The sequence below is a fragment of the Arcicella lustrica genome (assembly GCF_034930985.1).
Taxonomy (GTDB): Bacteria; Bacteroidota; Bacteroidia; order Cytophagales; family Spirosomataceae; genus Arcicella; species Arcicella lustrica.
Window position 1 is genome coordinate 390,031 of the sequence record NZ_JAYGIM010000006.1, and the last position, 22,077, is coordinate 412,107.

At 36.0% G+C, this 22,077-nt stretch carries 9 protein-coding genes; 8 read left to right on the forward strand and 1 reads right to left on the reverse strand.

Annotation, left to right across the window (positions count from 1 at the left end; genetic code table 11):
- The first annotated feature begins 273 nt into the window (after positions 1-273).
- The 7 genes from VB798_RS09260 to VB798_RS09290 all read left to right on the forward strand — a co-directional run bounded on the left by VB798_RS09260 (position 274) and on the right by VB798_RS09290 (position 18,243).
- Positions 274-3,540: a SusC/RagA family TonB-linked outer membrane protein gene (locus tag VB798_RS09260; protein ID WP_323258187.1), complete on the forward strand. Its 3,267-nt coding sequence runs from the start codon at positions 274-276 to the stop codon at positions 3,538-3,540.
- 20 nt (positions 3,541-3,560) lie between these two features.
- Positions 3,561-5,087 (forward strand): RagB/SusD family nutrient uptake outer membrane protein, encoded by a 1,527-nt coding sequence (locus VB798_RS09265; protein WP_323258188.1) that lies wholly within the window; start codon positions 3,561-3,563, stop codon positions 5,085-5,087.
- A 587-nt stretch (positions 5,088-5,674) separates the two neighbouring features.
- Positions 5,675-8,974, forward strand: coding sequence for a VCBS repeat-containing protein (locus VB798_RS09270; protein WP_323258189.1), 3,300 nt, complete (start codon positions 5,675-5,677; stop codon positions 8,972-8,974).
- Between the two features lie 15 nt (positions 8,975-8,989).
- Entirely contained in the window at positions 8,990-9,571 is a 582-nt protein-coding gene (locus VB798_RS09275) for a hypothetical protein (RefSeq protein ID WP_323258190.1), read from the forward strand.
- 36 nt (positions 9,572-9,607) lie between these two features.
- Complete coding sequence (locus VB798_RS09280; protein ID WP_407654141.1) at positions 9,608-12,913, forward strand: VCBS repeat-containing protein; 3,306 nt, start codon at positions 9,608-9,610, stop codon at positions 12,911-12,913.
- Between the two features lie 15 nt (positions 12,914-12,928).
- Positions 12,929-16,261, forward strand: coding sequence for a CRTAC1 family protein (locus VB798_RS09285; protein WP_323258192.1), 3,333 nt, complete (start codon positions 12,929-12,931; stop codon positions 16,259-16,261).
- 5 nt (positions 16,262-16,266) lie between these two features.
- The gene (locus VB798_RS09290) at positions 16,267-18,243 is read left to right on the forward strand and encodes a glycoside hydrolase family 127 protein (protein WP_323258193.1); all 1,977 of its coding nucleotides are present in this window, start codon (positions 16,267-16,269) and stop codon (positions 18,241-18,243) included.
- 56 nt (positions 18,244-18,299) lie between these two features.
- Here the strand turns inward: VB798_RS09290 and VB798_RS09295 are convergent, their stop codons facing one another.
- Positions 18,300-19,289 carry a PDDEXK nuclease domain-containing protein gene (locus tag VB798_RS09295; RefSeq protein WP_323258207.1) on the reverse strand — a complete coding sequence of 330 codons (990 nt, stop codon included), beginning with the start codon at positions 19,287-19,289 and terminating at the stop codon, positions 18,300-18,302.
- Between the two features lie 242 nt (positions 19,290-19,531).
- Between VB798_RS09295 and VB798_RS09300 the strand changes: the two genes are divergently transcribed.
- Complete coding sequence (locus VB798_RS09300) at positions 19,532-21,904, forward strand: glycoside hydrolase family 127 protein (protein WP_323258194.1); 2,373 nt, start codon at positions 19,532-19,534, stop codon at positions 21,902-21,904.
- Positions 21,905-22,077: the final 173 nt, after the last annotated feature.

A 22,077-nucleotide genomic window follows, 5' to 3' on the forward strand; every position in this document is an offset into this window, starting at 1 on the left:
AACGTATAAGAAAAGCGTTATTGAATTTATTGCGGTTTTTAGACCTGAATTACATGAATTACCATTTATAAATACGAACCATAACCCCAAATTTAATTATGAAAACATAAGTTTACTTTACATGAAAAAAGCCGATAGTGTTTGCACCACTACCGACTCCATTCCATTACGTCTCCCCAAAAACGGATTTTAATTTCGAGGTTTTTTTGCACAAAACCTCAGGGGAATATTTTGTCCAGATATGTCTAAAAACCGTACAAAACAGTCAAAAGTATGAAAAAAAAGCACAATTTACAACGATTACTATTGGGAATTATGAAGGTGACGTTGATTCAAATTTGCATGGTTGTTTTATTCACGAGCTTTGTTTTCGCTCGGGATTCTCATGCACAGGAGGTACTCAATCAGCAAATTTCTTTGACTATTGAGAACCGAGATATCAAAACGATTTTAACGCAAGTAGAAAAACTGACGGATGTCAAGTTTATGTATAGTGCCGAAGTAATTCAGGCAAAGAGGAAAGTATCGTTTTCGGCGAGAAACGAGAAACTTTCTGAAGTATTAGATAGGCTTCTTTTGCCTCTCAAGATTAGCTATGAGGTTAGTAAAAAGAGAATTTTATTGAGTTCTAACGAAGTAACGGAATCTCAAAAAAACGAAGACCCCGCTAATAATACAATGGATAATGCTGTTGTCTTGACTGAAGTAACTGGTACGGTTACTAACAGTAAAGGTGAAGCAGTACCGGGTGTAAGTATTAGAGAAGAAGGTACAGGAAACGGGGTCGTTTCGGATGCAAGCGGTAAATATACAATTGCAGTAAAAAATGAAAAATCAATTTTAGTATTTACTTCGGTTGGCTATAAGCCTTTTCAGGCAGCGGTTGGCTCACAAAAGGTATTCAATATTGTTCTTGAAGATGATAATACACAATTGAATGAAGTAGTTGTAATTGGTTATGGTACGGTTGAAAGAAAAGAATTAACTAGTTCTGTCGCTAAAATTGATGCAAAGAATTTCAATAGAGGAAACGTAAATAATCCAGCACAATTATTACAAGGGAAAGTAGCGGGTTTATCAATTGTAAGACCGGGCGGTAATCCTAACGAAGATTTTAGTATCAGATTAAGAGGACTTTCTACTTTTGGGGCAAACTCTCAGCCTTTGATTGTAATTGACGGAGTAATTGGTGGTTCATTAAATGCTTTAGATCCAAATGATATTAAATCTATTGAAGTACTGAAAGATGCTTCAGCCGCAGCAATTTATGGTACTCGTGGTTCGTCAGGCGTAATTATTGTGACGACTAAAAGAGGAACGACAGATGGTAAAGCAAGTATTGAATACAATACTTATGTTTCTAGCGAAGAAGTAGCAAGATTTGTTCAAAACTCAACACCTGAGCAATTCGTTGAGGCGGGCGGACAAGACCTTGGTGCTAAAACAAACTGGTTAGATTTAGTAACGAGAAAAGGCATCTCGAATGTTCATAATTTATCATTTTCAAATTCTGCTGGTTCAACAAGTTATACAGGTTCTATCAACTACAGAAATGTTGAAGGGATTTATATCGGAACAGGCTTCAAGCAAATTAATGCTCGTTTGAATTTAACCCAAAGAGCTATTAACGACCGTTTGACTTTGTCTTTCAACGTTGGGGTAACCAACCGTAATGCAAGTTATGGCTTTACTGACGGACTTCGTTTTGCTATTATTGCCAATCCGACTGCTCCAGTGTATATCGATAATGACCCCGCTAAAGGATATTTAGAGCCAAACAGTCCAGAATTTCATAATCCTGTAGCCATTGCCAAAGAAGCTACTTCGGAAGGGAAAATTAAAACATTGGTAGGAAGTATTCGTGCAGATTTTGAGGTATTAGATGGCTGGAATGTAGGTGCTTTCTATTCGAATCAAATTGATAACAATATGGCTTCTACGTATTTAAGTTCAAAAATGCGATACGGAGCAGCAAGTGGTAGAGGCGGTTTAGCAACGAAATTCTCGCAAGATGGCAATAACGAATTATTTGAAATGACTACTTCTTACAAAAAGACTTTTAACGATTTGAAAGTAAATGTAGTGGGTGGTTATTCAAGACAAATGTTATCTTTTGAAAATGTGTATGCTGCTAACGGTAACTTTATCACCGATGATTTATTGTATAATAACTTAGGTTTAGGACTTGATATTGCCAATAAATTAGCTGGAATTAGCAGTGCAAAAGAAGAATCAAGATTAGTAGCTTTCTTTGGTAGAGCTATGTTGAATTATAAAGATAGTTACTTCTTATCAGCGGCAATCAGACATGAGGGTTCTTCTAAATTTGGACCGAATCACAGATGGGGAAATTTTTATTCAGTAAGTGGTGGGGCTGATTTATTGAAAGCCTTGAAAATTTCAGCATTAACTACGCTTAAACTAAGAGCTGGTTATGGTGTAACGGGTGCTTTACCAAATCAAAACTATGAGTATTTGCAACGTTTGGGCACTGGACCAAGATTCTTATTTGAAGGTAACTTCGTGCCAAGTGTTGCGGTGGCTTCAAACCCAAATCCAGATTTGAAATGGGAGCAAAAAGCAGAAACCAACATTGGTTTAGATTTCGGTTTGATTGACAATCGTTTGACGGGTTCAGTTGATTATTATGTCCGTAATACCAAAGATGTATTGCAAACAGTAAGTGTTTCTGTACCCCCAAATTTTTTCGGAACATCCTTATTGAACATCGGTAAATTAAAAAGTAATGGCTTGGAAGTAGGACTGAACTATGCTGTAATGCCAAAAGCAATCAAAGGTTTGGTGTATAATACAGGTTTGGTCTATTCTACTTATAATACCAAATTGGTAAGTTTTGATGGAAAGCAATCTGAGATTTTCTTAGCCAATCTAGGCCCTCCGGGTTTGAACGGTACTTTAGTCGTTCGTTTGAAAGAAGGAGAGAAAATCGGTGATATTATGGCGCCAATTTTTGAAGGAGTGGATGATAAAGGAGCAAGAATTATTAAAGACCAAAATGGCGATGGACAAATCACTAGAGCTGATTATGTAGTAGTCGGAAATGGTTTGCCTAAGTTTGAATTGGCTTGGAATAACAGTCTTGAATACAAAAATTTCGATTTGAATTTCTTAATCCGTGGTGCATTTGGTCATAGTTTGGTGAACATCAACAGAGCTTATTATGAAAGTCCAGCGGCATCGAATAACTATAACCCTGTAAGAACGAAATACTATTTATCGAACCTGAAACAAGGAGAATCTTGGAATAGCTATTACGTAGAAAAAGCAGATTTTGTAAAGCTTGATAACATTACTGTAGGTTACAATGTGAACTTGAGCAAGAAATCGGCTTTCAAGAAAATTAGATTTTATGCTTCTGGACAAAATCTATTTGTTATTTCTGGCTATACAGGCGTAGATCCTGAAGTACATTATAATGAAGGAGGAACTACTGGTACGCCTTTAGCGCCGGGTATTGATCAACGTACTTCATATTTCAGAACTAAGACGTTCACTTTTGGTGTAAATATCGGATTCTAAGAACTTAAAAAAATTGTATTATGAAAAGATGGTATAAAGCTTCAGTCATGCCGATACTTGCATTTTTATGCTTGTCATGTACTGATTTAGACTCAAAATTATATAGTGAACTTACTCCAAATGATTTCTTCAAGAATGATGACCAGTTCGTTGCAGCACTTGGTACAGCATATACTCCGCTATATTCTTATGCGGGCGACCCTTGGACGATTCAGGAATTGAGTTCAGAAACCAGTGCGGCACCCGCTAAATTTGGTCCTTGGGACGATGGCGGTGTGTGGGCAGCCTTACACAGACATCAGTTCAATCCAAATTTTGGTGCATTCAATACGGCTTGGAACATGGGTTTTGGTGGAATTTCTACTTGTAACCGTTTGATTGAACAACTCACTGCTTTAGCTCCGCCTGATAAATCAGCCGCTTTCGTGGCAGAATTAAGAGCCTTGAGAGCCTTTTATTATTTCTTGATGATTGATATGTTTGGTGATGCGCCACTGATTACTTCTTTCTCAGCCGCAGAAGCCAATCCAGCCAGAAAACCACGTGCAGAAGTATATGCTTTTATCGTAAAGGAATTGAATGAAATTATTCCGAATTTGCCAGAAGCAGTTAATGCTACAACTTATGGACGTATCAATAAATGGAGTGCTTTAACAATTCTGACCAAACTCTATTTGAATGCTGGCGTTTATACTGGCAAGACTGAATGGGCTTTGGCGGCATCAACGGCAAAACTAGTAATTGATGGTAATAAATATGCTTTAGAGGGAAATTACTTCAATAATTTCATTGTAAAAAATAATGCTTCTCGTGAAAACATTTTTATCGTTCCTTACGAAAATGGAAATGCCAACGGCTTCAGTTTGCACATGCAAACTTTGCATCCATTAAACAAGGATACTTATAATTTTGCTTCTGGTCCTTGGAATGGTTTTACAGCTTTGGAAGAATTCTATAATTCATTTCCAGATAATGATGCTCGTAAAAAACAATTTATCGTTGGGCAACAATATACTTCGGATGGTAAACCAATTCAAGACCCGAATGGTGCAACAGAAGTAGATTCAAAAGGAGCAAAAGACCCTGATGGAACGCCATTAATTTTCACACCATACATCAACGAACTTACGCCAAAATGTTTCAGTCAGTCGGGAGCGAGATTAGGAAAATTTGAATTCCAAAAAGGAATTCAAACCAATATGGATAATGATTTCCCAATATTGAGATTCGCAGACGTGGTTTTAATGCGTGCCGAAGCACTTTGGCGTTTGGATAATAATAGTGTTGAAGCTGCTAATTTAATTAACCAAATTCGTAGCAGAGCTTCTTTGCCAGCTTTAACACCATTGAACGAAGATAATCTTTACAAAGAAATTATGCGTGAAATGGCTTATGAAGGACATTCAAGAACGAACGCTATTCGTTTTGGGAAATTTACCAGAGCTCGTTGGGAAAAACCAGAATCAACTGTGGCAAAATTGGTATTTCCAGTACCAACAAGTCAGCTGAATGGTAATCCAAACTTCAAGCAGAATGCCGGGTATTGATATTTAGGGAAAGAGTGAGTTAGTGAATGGTGAATTTAGCTCTTGCCGTTGCCCGTGTCATCACGGGCAACAATGTGTGTAAATTATTGCTCGTGAGACACGAGCAATGGCATTAGTGAATTCCTATTTATCCAATTTTGATTCACTCATTCACAATTCACAACTTCCTTTTATTTTTGAATTTGCGGTTTTTATCGTTTTTATACGGTAAATTGCGTGAAAAAGATGGATAAAACTATCTCCGAGATAGGATTTTCTATCTTTTTCACGCAAAAAACCGCAAAAATGAATCGACAACCTATCTCAGAGATAGGACAAGCCATCAAAATGATAGATTCTTCTATCTCCGAGATGGATTGAGCTATCTAAAAGATGAGATTTCCTATCCTAAAGATAGAATTACACTTTTGCCGTTGCCCGTGTCACCACGGGCGACAATGTGTTCTAACATAATTTGTAAATTGCTCGTGAAGACACAAGTAATGACAAGAGATTGTCAAAATATCAAAACAAAGAAATACATGTTTGTTCAAAAACGATTTTGTTGGCTGATTCCATTTTGTTGCTTGCTTTTTTCTTGCGAAAAAATGTCATCATACTTTGGCGAACAAAAGATGTTTAGCAATTTACCCGCTTCTGAAACAAACATTGATTTTGAAAATAACCTTACTTATACTGAAGCATTTAACACTTATACCTACCGAAACTTTTACAATGGTGGCGGAGTAGCCATTGGCGATTTGAATAATGATGGTTTGCCCGATGTTTTCTTCTGTGGCAATATGGTCAGCAATAAATTGTACCTCAATAAAGGTGATTTAAGTTTTGAAGACATCACCCAAAATGCAGGTTTGACTACCCAAGAGGTATGGTCAACAGGAGTAAGTATGGCGGATGTGAATGGCGATGGTTGGTTAGATATTTATGTTTGTAAATCGGGAAAACCAGGCGGTGCTGAACGCAAAAATTCATTATACATCAACAACGGTGTAAAAGCAGGAACAAACATTCCCACTTTTACTGATAAAGCTACTGAGTACGGCATTGCAGATTATGGGCTTTCGACCCACGCAGCCTTTTTTGATTATGATAAAGATGGAGATTTGGATATGTATTTGCTCAATAACTCTATCAGAACGGTTGGTATTTATGATTTAATCAAAGACCAACGCAAGATTCGTGACCCAAAAGGAGCGAATAAATTATACAGAAATAATGGAAATACTTTTGAGGATGTTAGCGAGCAAGCAGGGATTTATGGCAGTGCCATCGGTTTTGGTTTGGGAGTCACGATTGGCGATATTAATAAAGACGGTTGGCAAGACATTTATGTTTCAAACGATTTCTTTGAAAAAGATTACCTCTATATTAACCAAAAAGATGGTACTTTTTCGGAATCCTTAGAACAGTATATGGGCGAAATTAGTCTCGGGTCGATGGGGGCAGATATGGCTGATATTAATAACGATACATATCCTGATGTATTTGTCACCGAAATGTTGCCAGAAAGTAACGAGCGAATTAAAACAAAAACGGCTTTTGAAGATTGGAATAAATACCACAGCAATATCTCAACGGGTTATCACAAACAATTTCCCAGAAATGTATTACAGCTCAGTTTAGGAAAAACAAATACGGGCGAAATGGCATTTAGTGAGATTTCTCGCTTGGCAGGTGTAAGTGCGACGGACTGGAGTTGGGGCGCTTTGATGGTAGATTTAGACAATGATGGTTTCAAAGATATTTATGTGGCAAATGGCATTTTTAAAGATTTAACCGATTTAGATTATATCAATTATTACGCCGACCCTATTACCATTAAAAGATTGATGCAAGAAAAAGGGAAGTTTTTAAAGGAATTGATTGATGCTATTCCTTCCAATCCTTTGTCAAATTATGTATTTCAAAATCAAGGAAATAGAGCTTCAGCTTTTCAGTTTAGTAACATTGCCAAAGATTGGGGTTTGGATATTCCAAGCTTTTCAAATGGTTCAGCTTATGGTGATTTAGACAATGATGGCGATTTAGATTTGGTCATCAATAATGTAAATATGCCAGCAATGGTTTTGCGAAATAATGCCAGAGCGGTGAATCCAAACCAACATTTTTTAAGTATCAAGCTCAAAGGTTTAGGAAAAAACACCGCTGCTTTAGGCACACAAGTAACGGTGTATGAACAAGGGAAACGTTTTTATCAAGAATTAGCACCGATGCGAGGGTATCAATCTACCGTAGATGATAGATTGCATTTTGGTTTAGGCGATATTCAGGAAGTCGATTCAATCCAAATTCTTTGGTCAAATCAAAGCTCACAAGTACTGAAAAAAATAAAAACGAATCAATTTTTAACGATTCAGCAAGAAGTTTCTGAACCTATTCAAGCTCAGAAACAGATGGTTGAAAAGACGATTTTCCAAGACGTCACCAATGAATTTGGATTGAATTATCAACATCAAAAAAGCACTTTCATTGATTTCAATCGTGACCCATTACTCTTTCATGGTATTGAAAATAAGAGTACTCAGACGGCAGTGGCAGATGTGAATGGCGATGGATTAGAGGACTTTTTTGTAGCAGGCTCTTTTGGAAAAGCAGGACAATTATATCTTCAAACCAAAGCAGGGAAATTTGAAGTATCGACACAAACGTGTTTTGAAAAAGATAAATTTCATGAAGATACCGCCGTACTCTTCTTTGATGCCAATGGCGATACTTTCCCAGATTTATACATTGCCAGTGGCGGAACGGCATTTATCGACAATGCTCCAGAATTGAAAGATAGACTTTTTATCAATGATGGAAAAGGGAAATTTCAATTGGTAGAAAATGCTTTACCGAACATTTTAGAAAATACTTCTTGCGTAAAAGCAGGAGATTTTGACCAAGATGGCGACGAAGATTTACTGGTCGGCACAAGAGCGAAAGCTTTTTATTATGGATTTTCGGTGAATGCCCATCTTTTACAAAATGATGGTAAAGGGAATTTTAGGGAAGTAAGTAAGCAAATTGCCCCTGCTTTACAAAAAATCGGAATGGTGACAGACGCCGCTTGGCTGGATTATGACCAAGACCATGATTTAGATTTTGTACTCGTAGGTGAATGGATGGGCATCAAATTATTTGAAAATAATAAAGGAAAATTTACGGAAAAAAGTAAAGCATTAGGCTTTGAAAACAGCAATGGTTTTTGGACTTGTCTTGCGGTGGCTGATGTAAACCAAGACGGATTTCCAGATATTGTAGCAGGAAATTTAGGCGAAAATACTCGTTTAAGAGCTTCATTAGAAAAACCTTTAACCATGTACGCTCATGATTTTGACCAAAATGGAAAGAACGAACAAATCATCACGGCATATAATGGCGAAGAAGCATATCCTTTGGCAACTCGCAAAGATTTGTTAGCAGAATTGCCATTGTTGAAACGCAAATTGCCTTTGGCAAAAGATTATGCACATACCAAAATAGAAGATTTGTTTAATGAAGATATTTTACATCAGGCAAAAAAATCTTCTGTGTTTACAACTGCATCTACTTGTTTTATCAATCAGCGAGGGACATTTATCGAAAGAGCTTTACCGATTGAAGCCCAAATTGCACCGATTTATACTTTGGTATTGGATGATTTTGATGGAGATAAACAATTAGACATACTCTGTGGCGGAAATTTACATACCGCCAAACCAGAAGTAGGCATTTACGATGCCAGTGTAGGGCAATTATTAAAAGGCGATGGCAAAGGGCATTTCAAAGTTTATTCAATGGCAAAGTCTGGTTTGTGTATCAAAGGAGAAATTAGGAGCATCAACAAAATAGCCGTCAAAGGGAAAGCACATTGGCTAATTGCTAAGAAGAACGAAAAAATAAGTATTATTAAGCATACTTTGTAATAGATAGGGAAATTTATGAAAATCAATCAATTATATATTTGGTCTTTGCTGTTTGTTCTACTTTTTGGAGCTTGTGAACAAACGCCAGAAGAACAATATTTAAGCTTAGAGTCGGATGAATTAGCGACAAAAGTTCGTCATGATAAGCTTTTTAAAGGACTTTACTTGGGCATGAAAGATTCTACTTTTTTTGATTTTTGTTTGAAGAAAAACATTCATAAAGATTTCTTTCAAGGCGGACAAAAAAATAGCGCTTGGATTACGACGAAAATACAAGTGCCCAATCGTAAAACCTTAGAAATTAACTTTTTCCCAACCTTTAAAGCCCAAAAAATAGCTGAAGTAAATTCCGCTTTTTATTATCAAGATGCCGTAGCGTGGAAAGTTGGAGCAAGTAATGATAAACTTTTGAGCGATGTAATTCAGCTTTTAGAATCTTGGTATCAACGAAAATTTATCAAGATAAATAGTCCTTACTTTTTCAAAAATGATGTTTTTGTTACGGTTCGTGGAAATTGTAGAATTGTAGTTTCGGAAGAAGCCCAAAGCAATGTCATCAATGTAAGATTTATAGATTTATTAGCCCCAAAACAGTAGTTCATGCAAGGTTTGAAAAGAAATATATGGGGTCTGATGCTATCATTTACTTGTTGGGCTTGTCAGTGGAGTCAAAGTGAAAAACCTTTGTTTACCGAATTGTCGGCTGCCGAAACAGGCATTGATTTTCAGAATACCGTAACCGATACCAAAGATTTCAATATTTATACTTATCGAAATTTTTATAATGGCGGTGGCGTAGCTATTGGCGACATCAATAACGATGGTTGGCAAGATATTTACTTTACTGCCAACATTGGGAAAAACAAATTGTACTTGAACAAGGGTAATGGGAAATTTGAGGATATTGCTAAAAAAGCAGGCGTAGAAGGCACAAAAGCATGGTCAACAGGCGTGACGATGGCTGATGTAAATGGCGATGGTTGGTTAGATATTTATGTTTGTAATTCGGGAGATGTAAAAGGCGACGACAAACAAAACGAACTTTTCATCAATAATCAAAACGGTACTTTTAGCGAAAAAGCCGAAGAATACGGCTTGGCAGACAAAGGCTTGTCAACGCACGCTTCTTTTTTTGATTATGACCAAGATGGTGATTTGGATGTTTATATTTTAAATAATTCCTATCGCCCAATTGGCTCATTTAATTTGGCGACTATTGACAGAGATACAAGAGATGAGTTAGGAGGTGATAAATTGTATAGAAATGATGGGGGAAAGTTTAAAGATGTTAGCCAAGAAGCACATATTTATGGCAGTGCGATTGGTTTTGGTTTAGGTTTAGTTGTTTCCGATTTTAACAACGATGGCTGGTTGGATATGTATGTCTGTAACGATTTTTTTGAAAGAGACTATCTCTACATCAATCAACACGATGGTACTTTTTCAGAGGAACTTACTCAGCAAATGCCTTCCATTTCTCAGGCAAGTATGGGTGCAGACGCCGCCGATTTAAACCATGATGCTTTGCCAGAATTGTTTGTGACTGAAATGTTACCGAAAGACGAAGAAAGGCTGAAAACTTCCATGACTTTCGAGAATTGGAATAAGTATCAATACAACCAAAAGTATGGTTATCATCAGCAGTTTACACGCAATATGTTGCAACTCAACAATGGAGTAAATGAGCTTTCTAAAGGCTCATTTAGTGAAATAGGCAGATTTGCTGGCGTAGAAGCGACCGACTGGAGTTGGGGGGCTTTGATGGTAGATTTTGATAATGACGGTTGGCGAGATATTTATGTGAGTAATGGCATTTATAAAGATATTTTGAATCAAGATTATTTGAAATTTATTTCAAGCGATGCTTTTGCCAAAACGGTTATCTCAAAAGATGGTGTGGATTATAAGAAACTAATCGACATTATTCCATCCAAACCGATTGAAAATTATGTTTTTGCAGGCAAACCTGATTTAGCTTTTGAAGACAAAACCAAAGCTTGGGGACTTAATACACCCAGTTTTTCTAATGGTTCAGCTTATGGAGACTTAGACAATGATGGTGATTTAGATTTAGTTGTAAACAACGTCAATATGCCTGCCTTTGTGTATAGAAATGAAAGTAATACAGGTATTCCTAAAGGCAATTTTTTAAAAATACAACTCAAAGGAAAAGATAAGAATACCGCAGCAATTGGAGCAAAAGTAATAGCCTTTTCAGCAGGAAAACAGTACATGGTTGAGCAAATTCCGTCTCGTGGTTTTCAATCTTCGGTAAGTAATGTCTTACAAATTGGTTTAGGGAAAAACGCTAAAGTTGACTCCTTATTGATTCGTTGGCCAAGAGGTTTGTTTACTAAAATGTATCAAGTGAAAGTAAATCAAACTTTAGTTTTTGATGAAAAAAAAGCTTCAACTTTTACCCTAAATTCTGAATCAAGCAAGCAAAATATTACCTTATGGAAAGACATTTCTAAGGATTTTTCAGCAGATTTTTCGCATCAAGAAAATACATATAGCGATTTTGACGATGTGCCTTTACTCTTCCAAATGCTCTCAACCGAAGGACCACATTTGGCAGTAGCAGATGTAAATGGGGATGGTTTAGAAGATATTTTTATCGGTACAGGAAAAGGATTTCCTGCTAAATTATTACAACAAAAAACAGATGGCAGTTTTGTACAGACCAATCAAAAGCTTTGGGAAATGGACAAAAAATCAGAAGATGTTGATGCCGTTTTCTTTGATGCCGACCAAGACCATGATTTGGATTTGTACGTGGCAAGCGGTGGGAGTGAGGCAGAAGAGCAAAGTAATGAACTGAGCGATCGATTGTATTTTAATGATGGCAAAGGGAATTTTGCAAAATCATTTCAATTTTTACCAACGATTAAATTTGAAAATTCGGCTTGTGTAAAACCGGCTGATTTTGACCAAGATGGCGATATTGATTTGTTTGTGGGCATTCGTGCCGCTAATCGACATTATGGTTTGCCACAAAATGGCTATTTTTTGCAAAATAATGGCAAAGGGCTTTTTAGCAATATTACACCAAAAATTGCTCCAGCTTTAAATCAAATCGGTTTGATTCGTGATGCAAAATGGATTGATGTTGATAAAGACAAACAGCCTGATTTGGTAATTATCGGCGAATGGATGGGCGTTCATATCTTCAAAAATTCGCATGGAAAATTTGAAGATATTTCGGAAAAATTAGGCTTGTCAAATTTAAAAGGTTGGTGGAATACAATTCAATCTGCTGATTTGGATAATGATGGCGATGAAGATTTAATACTCGGAAATCATGGATTAAATTCCAGATTTAGAGCTTCTGAAAGCATGCCGATTCAACTTTTTGCCAGTGATTTTGATAACAATGGTTTCTTTGAGCAAATTCTGTGTACTTATAATGGCGAAGAATCTTATCCTTTGGTTTTACACCAAAATATTACGGCTCAATTGCCTTATTTGAAGACGAAGTACTTGAAAAATGAAAGTTATAAAAATCAGAAAATCAATGATTTATTTACGAATGAGCAATTGTTAAAAGCGAAAAAACTGGAAGTAAATACTTTAGAAAGTGTCGTACTAATCAATCAACAAAAAGAGGGATTTAAGGTACAAAAATTGCCTTATCAAGCACAGCTTTTTCCGATTTATGCTATTTATGTAACAGACATAAACCACGATAAATTTCCAGATTTAATTGTGGGTGGAAATCTCTACGAAGCGAAACCAGAAGTAGGCAGATACGATGCTGGTCGTGGACTTTGCTTATTAGGAAAAGGCGATGGTACTTTTTCGGTCATGCCGAATAAATCGGCTGGTATTTATGTAGAAGGGCAAATCAGAGATTTCAAAACCTTGAAAGTTGGCAAAAAAGAAGTATTAATGGTCGCTAAAAATGGGGCTAAGTTTCAGGTTTTTTGTAAAGAAAAGTAACCACTTATAAATGCAATGATTGTAAAAAAAGCAAATAGCGTTTGTAATGATTTATACTTCAAAAGAGTTATTCAAGCTTTTTTGTGCCTGCTTTTGTTCGTTGCTTGTTCTTCTGAAAAAAAGCCTTTGTTTCAATTATTAGATAATAAAAACACTAAAGTTGACTTCGTAAATCGCTTTTTAGAAACAGATGAAGTAAATCTGAACGAATATTTATATGCCTATAATGGTGGTGGCGTGGCGGTTGGCGACATTAATAATGATGGTTTTCCTGATATGTACTTTACAGCTAATCAATCTGGCAATACGCTGTACCTAAATAAAAGCAAAGAAAATGAACAGATTAGCTTTGAAGATATTACCGAAAAAGCAGATGTAAAAGGGCTTTTGGGTAAAAAATATTGGACAACAGGAGTTGTGATGGTAGATATTAATCATGATGGTTGGTTAGATATTTATGTTAGTCAAGTATCTGGTTATAAGGGTTTTATTGGGAGAAACCTTTTGTTTGTCAATAATCATAATCTTACTTTTTCCGAGAAAGCAAAAGAGTATCAGCTTGATTTAGTTGGTTACTGTCAGCAAGCGGCTTTTTTTGATTATGATAACGATGGCGATTTAGATTTATATCAATTGAATCATTCGGTTCATAGTCCAGAAGTATATCTTAACACGAATCTGCGCAGTAAAAGAGACTCTTTAGCAGGCGATAAATTATTAAGAAATGATAATGGGAAATTTGTTGATGTCAGCGAAAAAGCAGGTATTTGGGGTTGGGCTGCTGCTTATGGTTTGGCAGTTGGTGTCGCTGATTTAGATAATAATGGCTTTGCTGACATTTATGTTTCCAATGATTTCCATGAAAATGATTATATCTATTTCAATCAAGGCGACGGCACTTTTCTGGAAAAAAGTAAAGAAGCGACGACTTACACCAGTAATTTTTCGATGGGAAGTGACATTGCCGATATTAATAATGATGGTTTGCTGGATATTATGACTTTAGACATGAAGCCCGACGATGATATTGTTAGAAAACAGTCGGCAGGTGCAGACCCTTTTGATATATTTCAGTTCAAACTTAGTTTTGGTTATCAAGCACAATTTCCAAGGAATATGCTGCAATTGAATCAAGGAAATTTGGATGGAAAAATTGGTTGTCAATTTTCAGAAATTGGTCAGTTGGCAGGCGTGGATGCTACTGATTGGAGTTGGTCAACACTTTTGGTAGATTTAGACAACGATGGTTTTAAGGATATTTTTGTTTCAAACGGCATTTATCGTCGCCCGAATGATTTAGATTATATCAATTATACCTACCAGAAAAATGTCAAAAAAAGTTCTTCTTTGAAACTTTCACAAATGATGCCAAGTGGAGCAGAACATAACTTTGCGTATAGAAATCAGGGTAACTTACAATATGAGGATGTTTCGCAAGCTTGGGGTTTTTCAACCGTGGGCTATTCGATGGGAACGGCTTATACTGATTTAGACAATGATGGCGATTTGGATTTAGTCATCAATAACCTCAATGCTTTGGCTTCCATCTATGAAAACAAATCGAATGCGGAAGAAAATCATTACTTAAAAATTCAACTAAAAGGCGAAGGGAAAAATCCCTTTGGTATTGGAGCAAAAGTAGAAATAGTCACCCCAAAAGGTAAAATTGTTCAGGAATTACAGCCTACTCGTGGTTGGCTTTCTTCGGTAGATTATGTCTTGAATTTCGGTTTAGGAGCAATTAAAACGATTCAAGAAATAAAAGTAACTTGGGCAAATGGTAAAGTACAAGTATTGAAAAATGTGCCTGTTAATCAATTGCTTATCGTTTCTGAAAAGAATGCTTTTCGTAAAAAATCTTTACCCGAAAATCTAAAAAAAACACCCTGGCAAGATATTACTGAGCAAAGTAATCTCAAATTTGTTCATCAAGAAAACCCTTATTTAGATTTTGCTAATGAACGTTTAATGCCACAAATGCTATCCACACAAGGTCCCAAATTAGCAGTGGCAGATGTGAATGGTGACGGTTTGGAAGACTTTTTTGTGGGCGGAGCCATGAACCAAGCAGGGGTTTTGTATCTACAGAAAAACGAAAAATTTGTACTAGGGAATCAGCAGGCATTTATTAAAGATAAACAATACGAAGATGCTGATATTCAATTTTTTGATGCTGATAATGATAACGATTTAGACTTGTTGATACTGAGTGCAGGGGGACAAACGAATGAGGCGAGTCTTACGCCATTAAGATTGTACTTGAATGATGGCAAAGCAAACTTTAGTCGTTCGCCAAAAGAATTGCCTTTACTTTGGAGTAATAAATCTTGTTTGGTGACGGCAGATTTCAATGATGACAAGCGAATGGATATTTTTGTAGGAGTGCGTTCTATTGTAAAACAATATGGTATTTCAGCAGATAGTTATGTGCTGATGAATCAAGGAAATGGAGAGTTTACTTTAGACACAAGTGAAAAAACAGTCGTATTCAGAAACTTAGGCATGGTTACTTCTGCCATTTGGTTGCCCAAAAGTAGAGAGTTGGTCGTTGCTGGAGATTGGATGCCGATTACTATTTTGAAAAGAGAAGCGAATGGTATTTTCTCCAAAAGAATTATTGAACATACGGCAGGTTGGTGGAATTGTTTGAAAGCCTGTGATTTAGACAATGACGGAGACCTTGATATTTTAGCAGGGAACCGAGGCATTAATTCAGATTTGAGAGCGAGTACTGCAAATCCAGTGACATTGATGGTGAAAGATTTCGACAATAGTTTTTCTACTGACCCGATTATTTGTCATTTCAGAAATGGACAAGAAAGGCTCTATGAAGGCTTGGACGAAATCAAAAAGCAAATGCCCATGATTCAAAATCGTTTTCATGAGTATAAGTTTTTTGCGGTGAGTCAATTGAAAGATATTTTTCCAGAAGCACTCAAAAAAAATGCTGTGATTAAAAAAGTAGAAACGTTTGAATCGCTCCAATTAATCAATGACGGACAAAGTAATTTTCAAATAAAAGTACTTCCGAAACATTTTCAGTTTGCTCCGATTTACGCTTTTTGTACCAAAGATTTTAATCAAGATGGAAAAAATGATTTGGTTTCTGGTGGCAATTTTTCAGGATTCAAGCCCAATATTGGGATGATGAAGGCAAGTGTCGGTACATATTCAGAAGGCAATTCAAAAGGTAATTTTAATCATATTCCAGCTTATAAAAGCGGTTTTAATATTTCAAAAGAAGTACGTGATATTCAATCAATTCGGCTCGGAAATCGTGATTGTCTTTTGATAGCAAACAATAACGAACATATCCAATTATTTCAATTTTTTAAAAATCAACAATAAATATTATGAAAAAAGTACTTTGTATGGCGTGTTGGCTTTTGGCTTTTTATGCCAATGCCCAAAAGCTTTCTTATGATTATCCCATCAAACCGATTGATTTTACGAAAGTAAAAGTAACAGGCGGTTTCTGGAAAAGTCGTTTAGATACTGTTGAAAACAAAACGATTCCTTATGCTTTTCAGAAATGCGAGGAAACAGGCAGAATCAATAATTTTATTTTTGCTGGCGGACTAAAAGAAGGAAAATTTAAAGGAAGTTTTGGCTTTGATGATTCGGACGTTTATAAAATCATCGAAGGAGCTTCTTACTCTTTGATGAACGAACGCAATCCTAAATTGGACGCTTATTTGGACAAAGTAATTTCGTACATCGACGCTGCTCAAGAAGATGATGGCTATTTATATACGGCTTGGACTTTGAAAGCGAATGATTACAACAAATTCCAATGTTGTTCTTATGACCCTAAAGGTAGATTTTTGGGTGAAAAAATGAGCCATGAGTTTTATGACGCTGGTCACATGTATGAAGCAGCGGTTGCCCATTATGTCGCTACTGGAAAAAAAACATTCTTGAATATTGCTACTAAAAATGCAGATTTGATTTATGATTTGTGTGTAAATAAAGGTTTACAAAGCTATTCGGGACATCAAGAAATAGAGTTGGGTTTGATTAAATTATTCAGAGTAACCAATAATAAAAAGTACCTTGACTTAGCAAAATTATTGCTTGAAAGACGTGGTCATCAGCCACTTACTGGTAAAAAGACCGACTTTGATAGTCCTGCTTATTCACAAGACCACTTGCCTGTTACTCAACAAGATGAAGCCGTTGGCCATTCTGTTCGTGCGGTTTATATGTATGCGGCAATGGCAGATATTGCAGCCATTACTGGAGACAAAGCGTACCTCAAAGCGATTGACAAACTTTGGGAAGATATTGTTAGTAAAAAAATGTACGTAACAGGTGGTTTGGGAGCGGCACATGGCATCGAAGGTTTTGATGTAGCTTATGCTTTACCAAACGACGCTTATGCAGAGACCTGTGCAGCCATTGCGAATGTTTATTGGAATCACCGTATGTTTTTATTGCATGGCGAATCTAAATACATGGATGTTTTAGAAAGAACTTTGTACAATGGTTTGATGTCGGGTTTATCTTTAGAAGGAGACAAATTCTTTTATCCAAATCCACTTGTATTTGATGGAAAAGAAAAATTCAATCAAGGAGCTACTTGTCGCAGTCCGTGGTTTGATTGTTCATGCTGTCCTTCCAATCTTTCAAGATTTGTGCCTTCGGTTTCGGGTTATGTGTATGCAGTAAAAGATAACAGCATTTTCGTCAACTTATTTATGAATTCGGAAGCGACTTTAGCGGTAAATAATCAAACAATTCAATTGGCTCAAACAACGAATTATCCTTGGAGTGGCGAAGTAAATTTATCAGTCAAAACTTCAAAATTAACGCCTGCTACTTTACGTATTCGTATTCCAGGTTGGTCGCAAAACGAAGCTGTACCAAGTGATTTATATTATTTCAACGCTACTTCATCTGCCAAAACCATCATTAAATTAAATGGTAAAGCGGTTACTTATAAAATCGAAAATGGCTATGCTTTAATTAATCATGCTTGGAAAAGTGGCGATAAAGTAAGTATCAGTTTCCCGATGGAAAACAAAACTTTAACAAGTAACGCCAATATCAAGGCAAATGCGAATAAAGTAGCTGTTCAAAGAGGACCAATGTTATTTTGCGTAGAAGCACAAGACAATGACAATCACGCTTTAGATATTTCCTTGAACGAACAAGCACCTTTGACGGCAGAATATCAAAAAGATTTATTGAACGGAGTAACAGTTTTAAAAGGGAAAGGCTGGATAAATACCAACGAAGGAAAACAAGAAGTGCTTATTCAGATGGTTCCTTATGTAGTTTGGGGACACCGAGAGATTAAACCGATGGCTGTTTGGTTAGGGAAGAATTAATGATAGAGATTGAAATTATAGATGTTGATAACATAACAGTATCAACATCTATAATTTCAATCTTTTATTTCCTGAATACTATCATTTAAAAGTAACTCAACTTCTTTTTGTAATTGTTCTTTATTCGGTAGGTAAAGCTGATATTTTGACACAAATAATTGGTTCGTAATACCAGCAGTAGCGTATTCAACTAAAATATCATTTTTATCAGCTCCTAATACAATGCCAATAGGAGGGTTATCTCCTTCTGTACTTTCCTCAGCTTTGAAATAATTTAAATACAGATTCATTTGTCCAATATCTTGGTGATTTACTCTACCTTTTTTTAGCTCAATTAACACAAAGCATTTTAAAATTCTATGATAAAAAACCAAATCAATATAAAAATGAGTATTATCTAATGTTATTCGGTACTGTTTTCCAACAAAGGCAAACCCTTTACCTAATTCTAACAAAAATTGACCAAGTTTATTAACTAAAGCATCTTCTAAATCTTTTTCAAGCCAATTTTGCTTTTCTGGCAGATTTAGAAATTCAAATATGTATGGGTTTTTGATAATATCTTCTGGTTGAGAGATATTTTGTCCTTCTTGGGCAAGTGAAAGAACCCCTTTTTTATCTTTGCTTAGGGCAATACGCTCAAATAATCCGCTATCAATTTGTCTTTTAAGTTCACGAACAGACCATTTTTCTTGTTCACATTGATTCAAATAAAACTTAAAAGCAAGGTCGTTGGATACAGGTAAGATTTCAGCATAATGAGACCAACTTAATTTTCCAGACACTGTCTGGAAAATTGGAAACTTTAAGTATAGCTGGCGCATAAGGTAGAGGTTTGACTTGCTAAAACCTTTGCCATATTGTGTTTTCAAGTCTTTTGAAATAGTTGAAAGTAATTCATTCCCATAAATAGCTTTTTGTTTGCCATCTTGCTCAAAATCAACAATATACTTGCCAATATACCAATAAGTCTCAACTAAAATAGTGTTTACAGCTTGATACGCTTTTAGTTGATTGTTTTTTAAAATAGAACTGATTTTTTGAATTAGCCCTTCGTAGTGATTTTTGTAAGATTGAGATTACTCATGAGCATTTATGTTTATTCATTATCTTTCTGTAAAGATAATAGAGAATACTATTTCCAAAAGATGAAGGAAAAATACTATTTAAAATATTAAAAATGCCTATTATTATAATATTCAAAATAAAAACACTTTAATTTGTGTCAATTTTACACATTACTCTTTTCTTCAAAAGAAAATATTAACTATTTAACGATTTTATCTCAATGCGTGCTAAAAAACAAATTTTATACTTGTGTCTAAGTATGTTTCTTTCTAGTGCTTATGCACAAGAAAATACCCATAATACAATTATTCAAAGCTTTCCACTTCAATCTGTTCGTTTAAAGGCGGGTCCATTTTTAAATGCCCAGCAGGTTGATTTAAAGTATATTTTGGCTATGAATCCTGATAGATTATTGGCGCCATACTTGATTGATGCAGGTTTGCCATTGAAAGCTGAACGCTACGGAAACTGGGAAAATTCTGGTTTAGACGGACATATCGGCGGACATTATTTATCTGCTTTGGCATTGATGTACGCTTCTACGGATAACCTTGACATGAAAAAAAGGCTGGATTACATGGTGTCGGAATTGGCAAAATGTCAGCAAAAAAATGGGGATGGTTATGTCGGTGGTATTCCGCAAGGAAAAGTATTTTGGAGTAGAATCGCCAAAGGAGACTTAGATGGAAGTGGTTTTGGCTTGAATAATACTTGGGTGCCTTTGTACAACATTCATAAATTATTTGCGGGTTTGCAAGATGCTTATACCGTTGCAGGAAATAAACAAGCGCTGAACGTTTTGATAAAATTAGCGGATTGGTTTGCCCAAACAATTCAGAATTTGGATGATGAACAAATTCAAAAAATGCTGAAAACAGAACACGGTGGCATGAACGAAGTGTTTGCTAATCTTTATGAAATCACGCATGAAAAAAAGTATTTAGCAATTGCTCAAAAAATATCACATCGTGCTATACTAGACCCATTGTTGGCTCAAAAAGATGCTTTGACTGGTTTGCACGCCAATACACAAATTCCAAAAGTAATTGGTTTTCAAAAAATTGCTGACTTAACGCATAACCAAGACTGGGCAAATGCGGCGAATTTTTTCTGGGAAAATGTGAGTACAAAACGTAGCGTTTCTTTTGGCGGAAATAGTTTCAGAGAACATTTTAATCCTGTCAATGATTTTACGCCCATGTTGGAATCCAATCAAGGGCCAGAAACTTGTAATTCATACAATATGTTGAAACTGACGAAATCTTTGTTTTTGTCAGAACCCCAAGCTAATTATATCGACTTTTTTGAACGCACGCTTTTCAATCATATTTTGTCTTCGCAACATCCGACAAAAGGCGGTTTTGTCTATTTTACGCCCATTCGTCCACGCCATTATCGTGTGTATTCTCAGCCACAAGAAGGTTTTTGGTGCTGTGTGGGTTCTGGGATAGAAAATCATGGAAAGTATGGCGAAATGATTTATGCACATACCGACAAAGATTTGTATGTAAATCTATTTATGGCTTCTACGTTGAATTGGAAAGAAAAAGGCTTGACGCTAACGCAAAACACACAATTTCCGAATGCTTCAAACTCAGAAATTACGTTAAAACTGAATAAACCACAAACTTTTACGCTCTATATTCGCTATCCGAAATGGGTGAAAGACAAGGCTTTTCAAGTGAAAGTAAATGGTAAAACTTTTACAGTGAATGAAAAACCGTCTTCATTTATTGTCATTAACAGAACTTGGAAATCGGGCGATAAAGTATCGCTTACTTTTCCGATGGAGACAACTGCTGAAACTCTTCCCGACGGCTCGCCTTGGGTTTCGTTTGTGCATGGGCCAATTGTTTTGGCAGCGAAAACAGACACAACAGACTTAAAAGGACTTTTTGCTGATAATAGCAGAATGGGACACGAAGCGTCTGGAAAATTATATCCTTTAGACGAAGCACCAATTTTGGTAAGTAATTCTAATGATTATTTATCTAAAATTCAGCCGATTAAAAACCAAAAATTAGCGTTTTCAATGGGCGATGCACTTTATCCAACCAAGTACCAATCGCTTACTTTGATTCCTTTTTATCAATTGCACGATGCCCGTTATATGCTATATTTTCCTGTGATGAATCAGGAGAAATTGGCGGGAAAAATTCAGGAAATGAAAGAGAAGGAACTAGTAAAATTGGCTTTAGAACAACAAACCGTTGACCAAATTGCTTTGGGAGAACAGCAACCCGAAGCCGACCATCATTTTCAAGGAAATCAATCGAATGTAGGCGGAGAACTCAGGGCTTTTTGGAGAAGTACTACCGACTGGATAAGTTATGATTTAAGAAATAACGAGCAAAATGCTCAGAAAATTAGAATTACTTTCGGCAATGAAAACAGAGTAAGAGATTTTGATATTTTAATTGATAATCAGTTATTTAAATCCGTTCAATTCGAGGCTGTAAAATCAAGAAAGCCATTTGAAGTAGATTATGAATTGCCTGCGGAATGGAATAAAAAGCTCATTAATATCAAATTTGTCGCAAAAAATAAGCAAAGTACTGGCGCAATTTATAGTATTAGATTGATGAAGAAGTAGCTTATTGATATATAGGTTTAGCATCTAAAAGTCCAAGTGACGTTTTGCCTAAGACTTGTACCAGTTAGCAAAACATTTTCCGGTTTCAATCAATAGGGGTGGACTTAAGTCCACCCCTATTGATTGAAACCGGATTTATGTAAATATTTTCAACTTAAAAATCCAAGTGACGC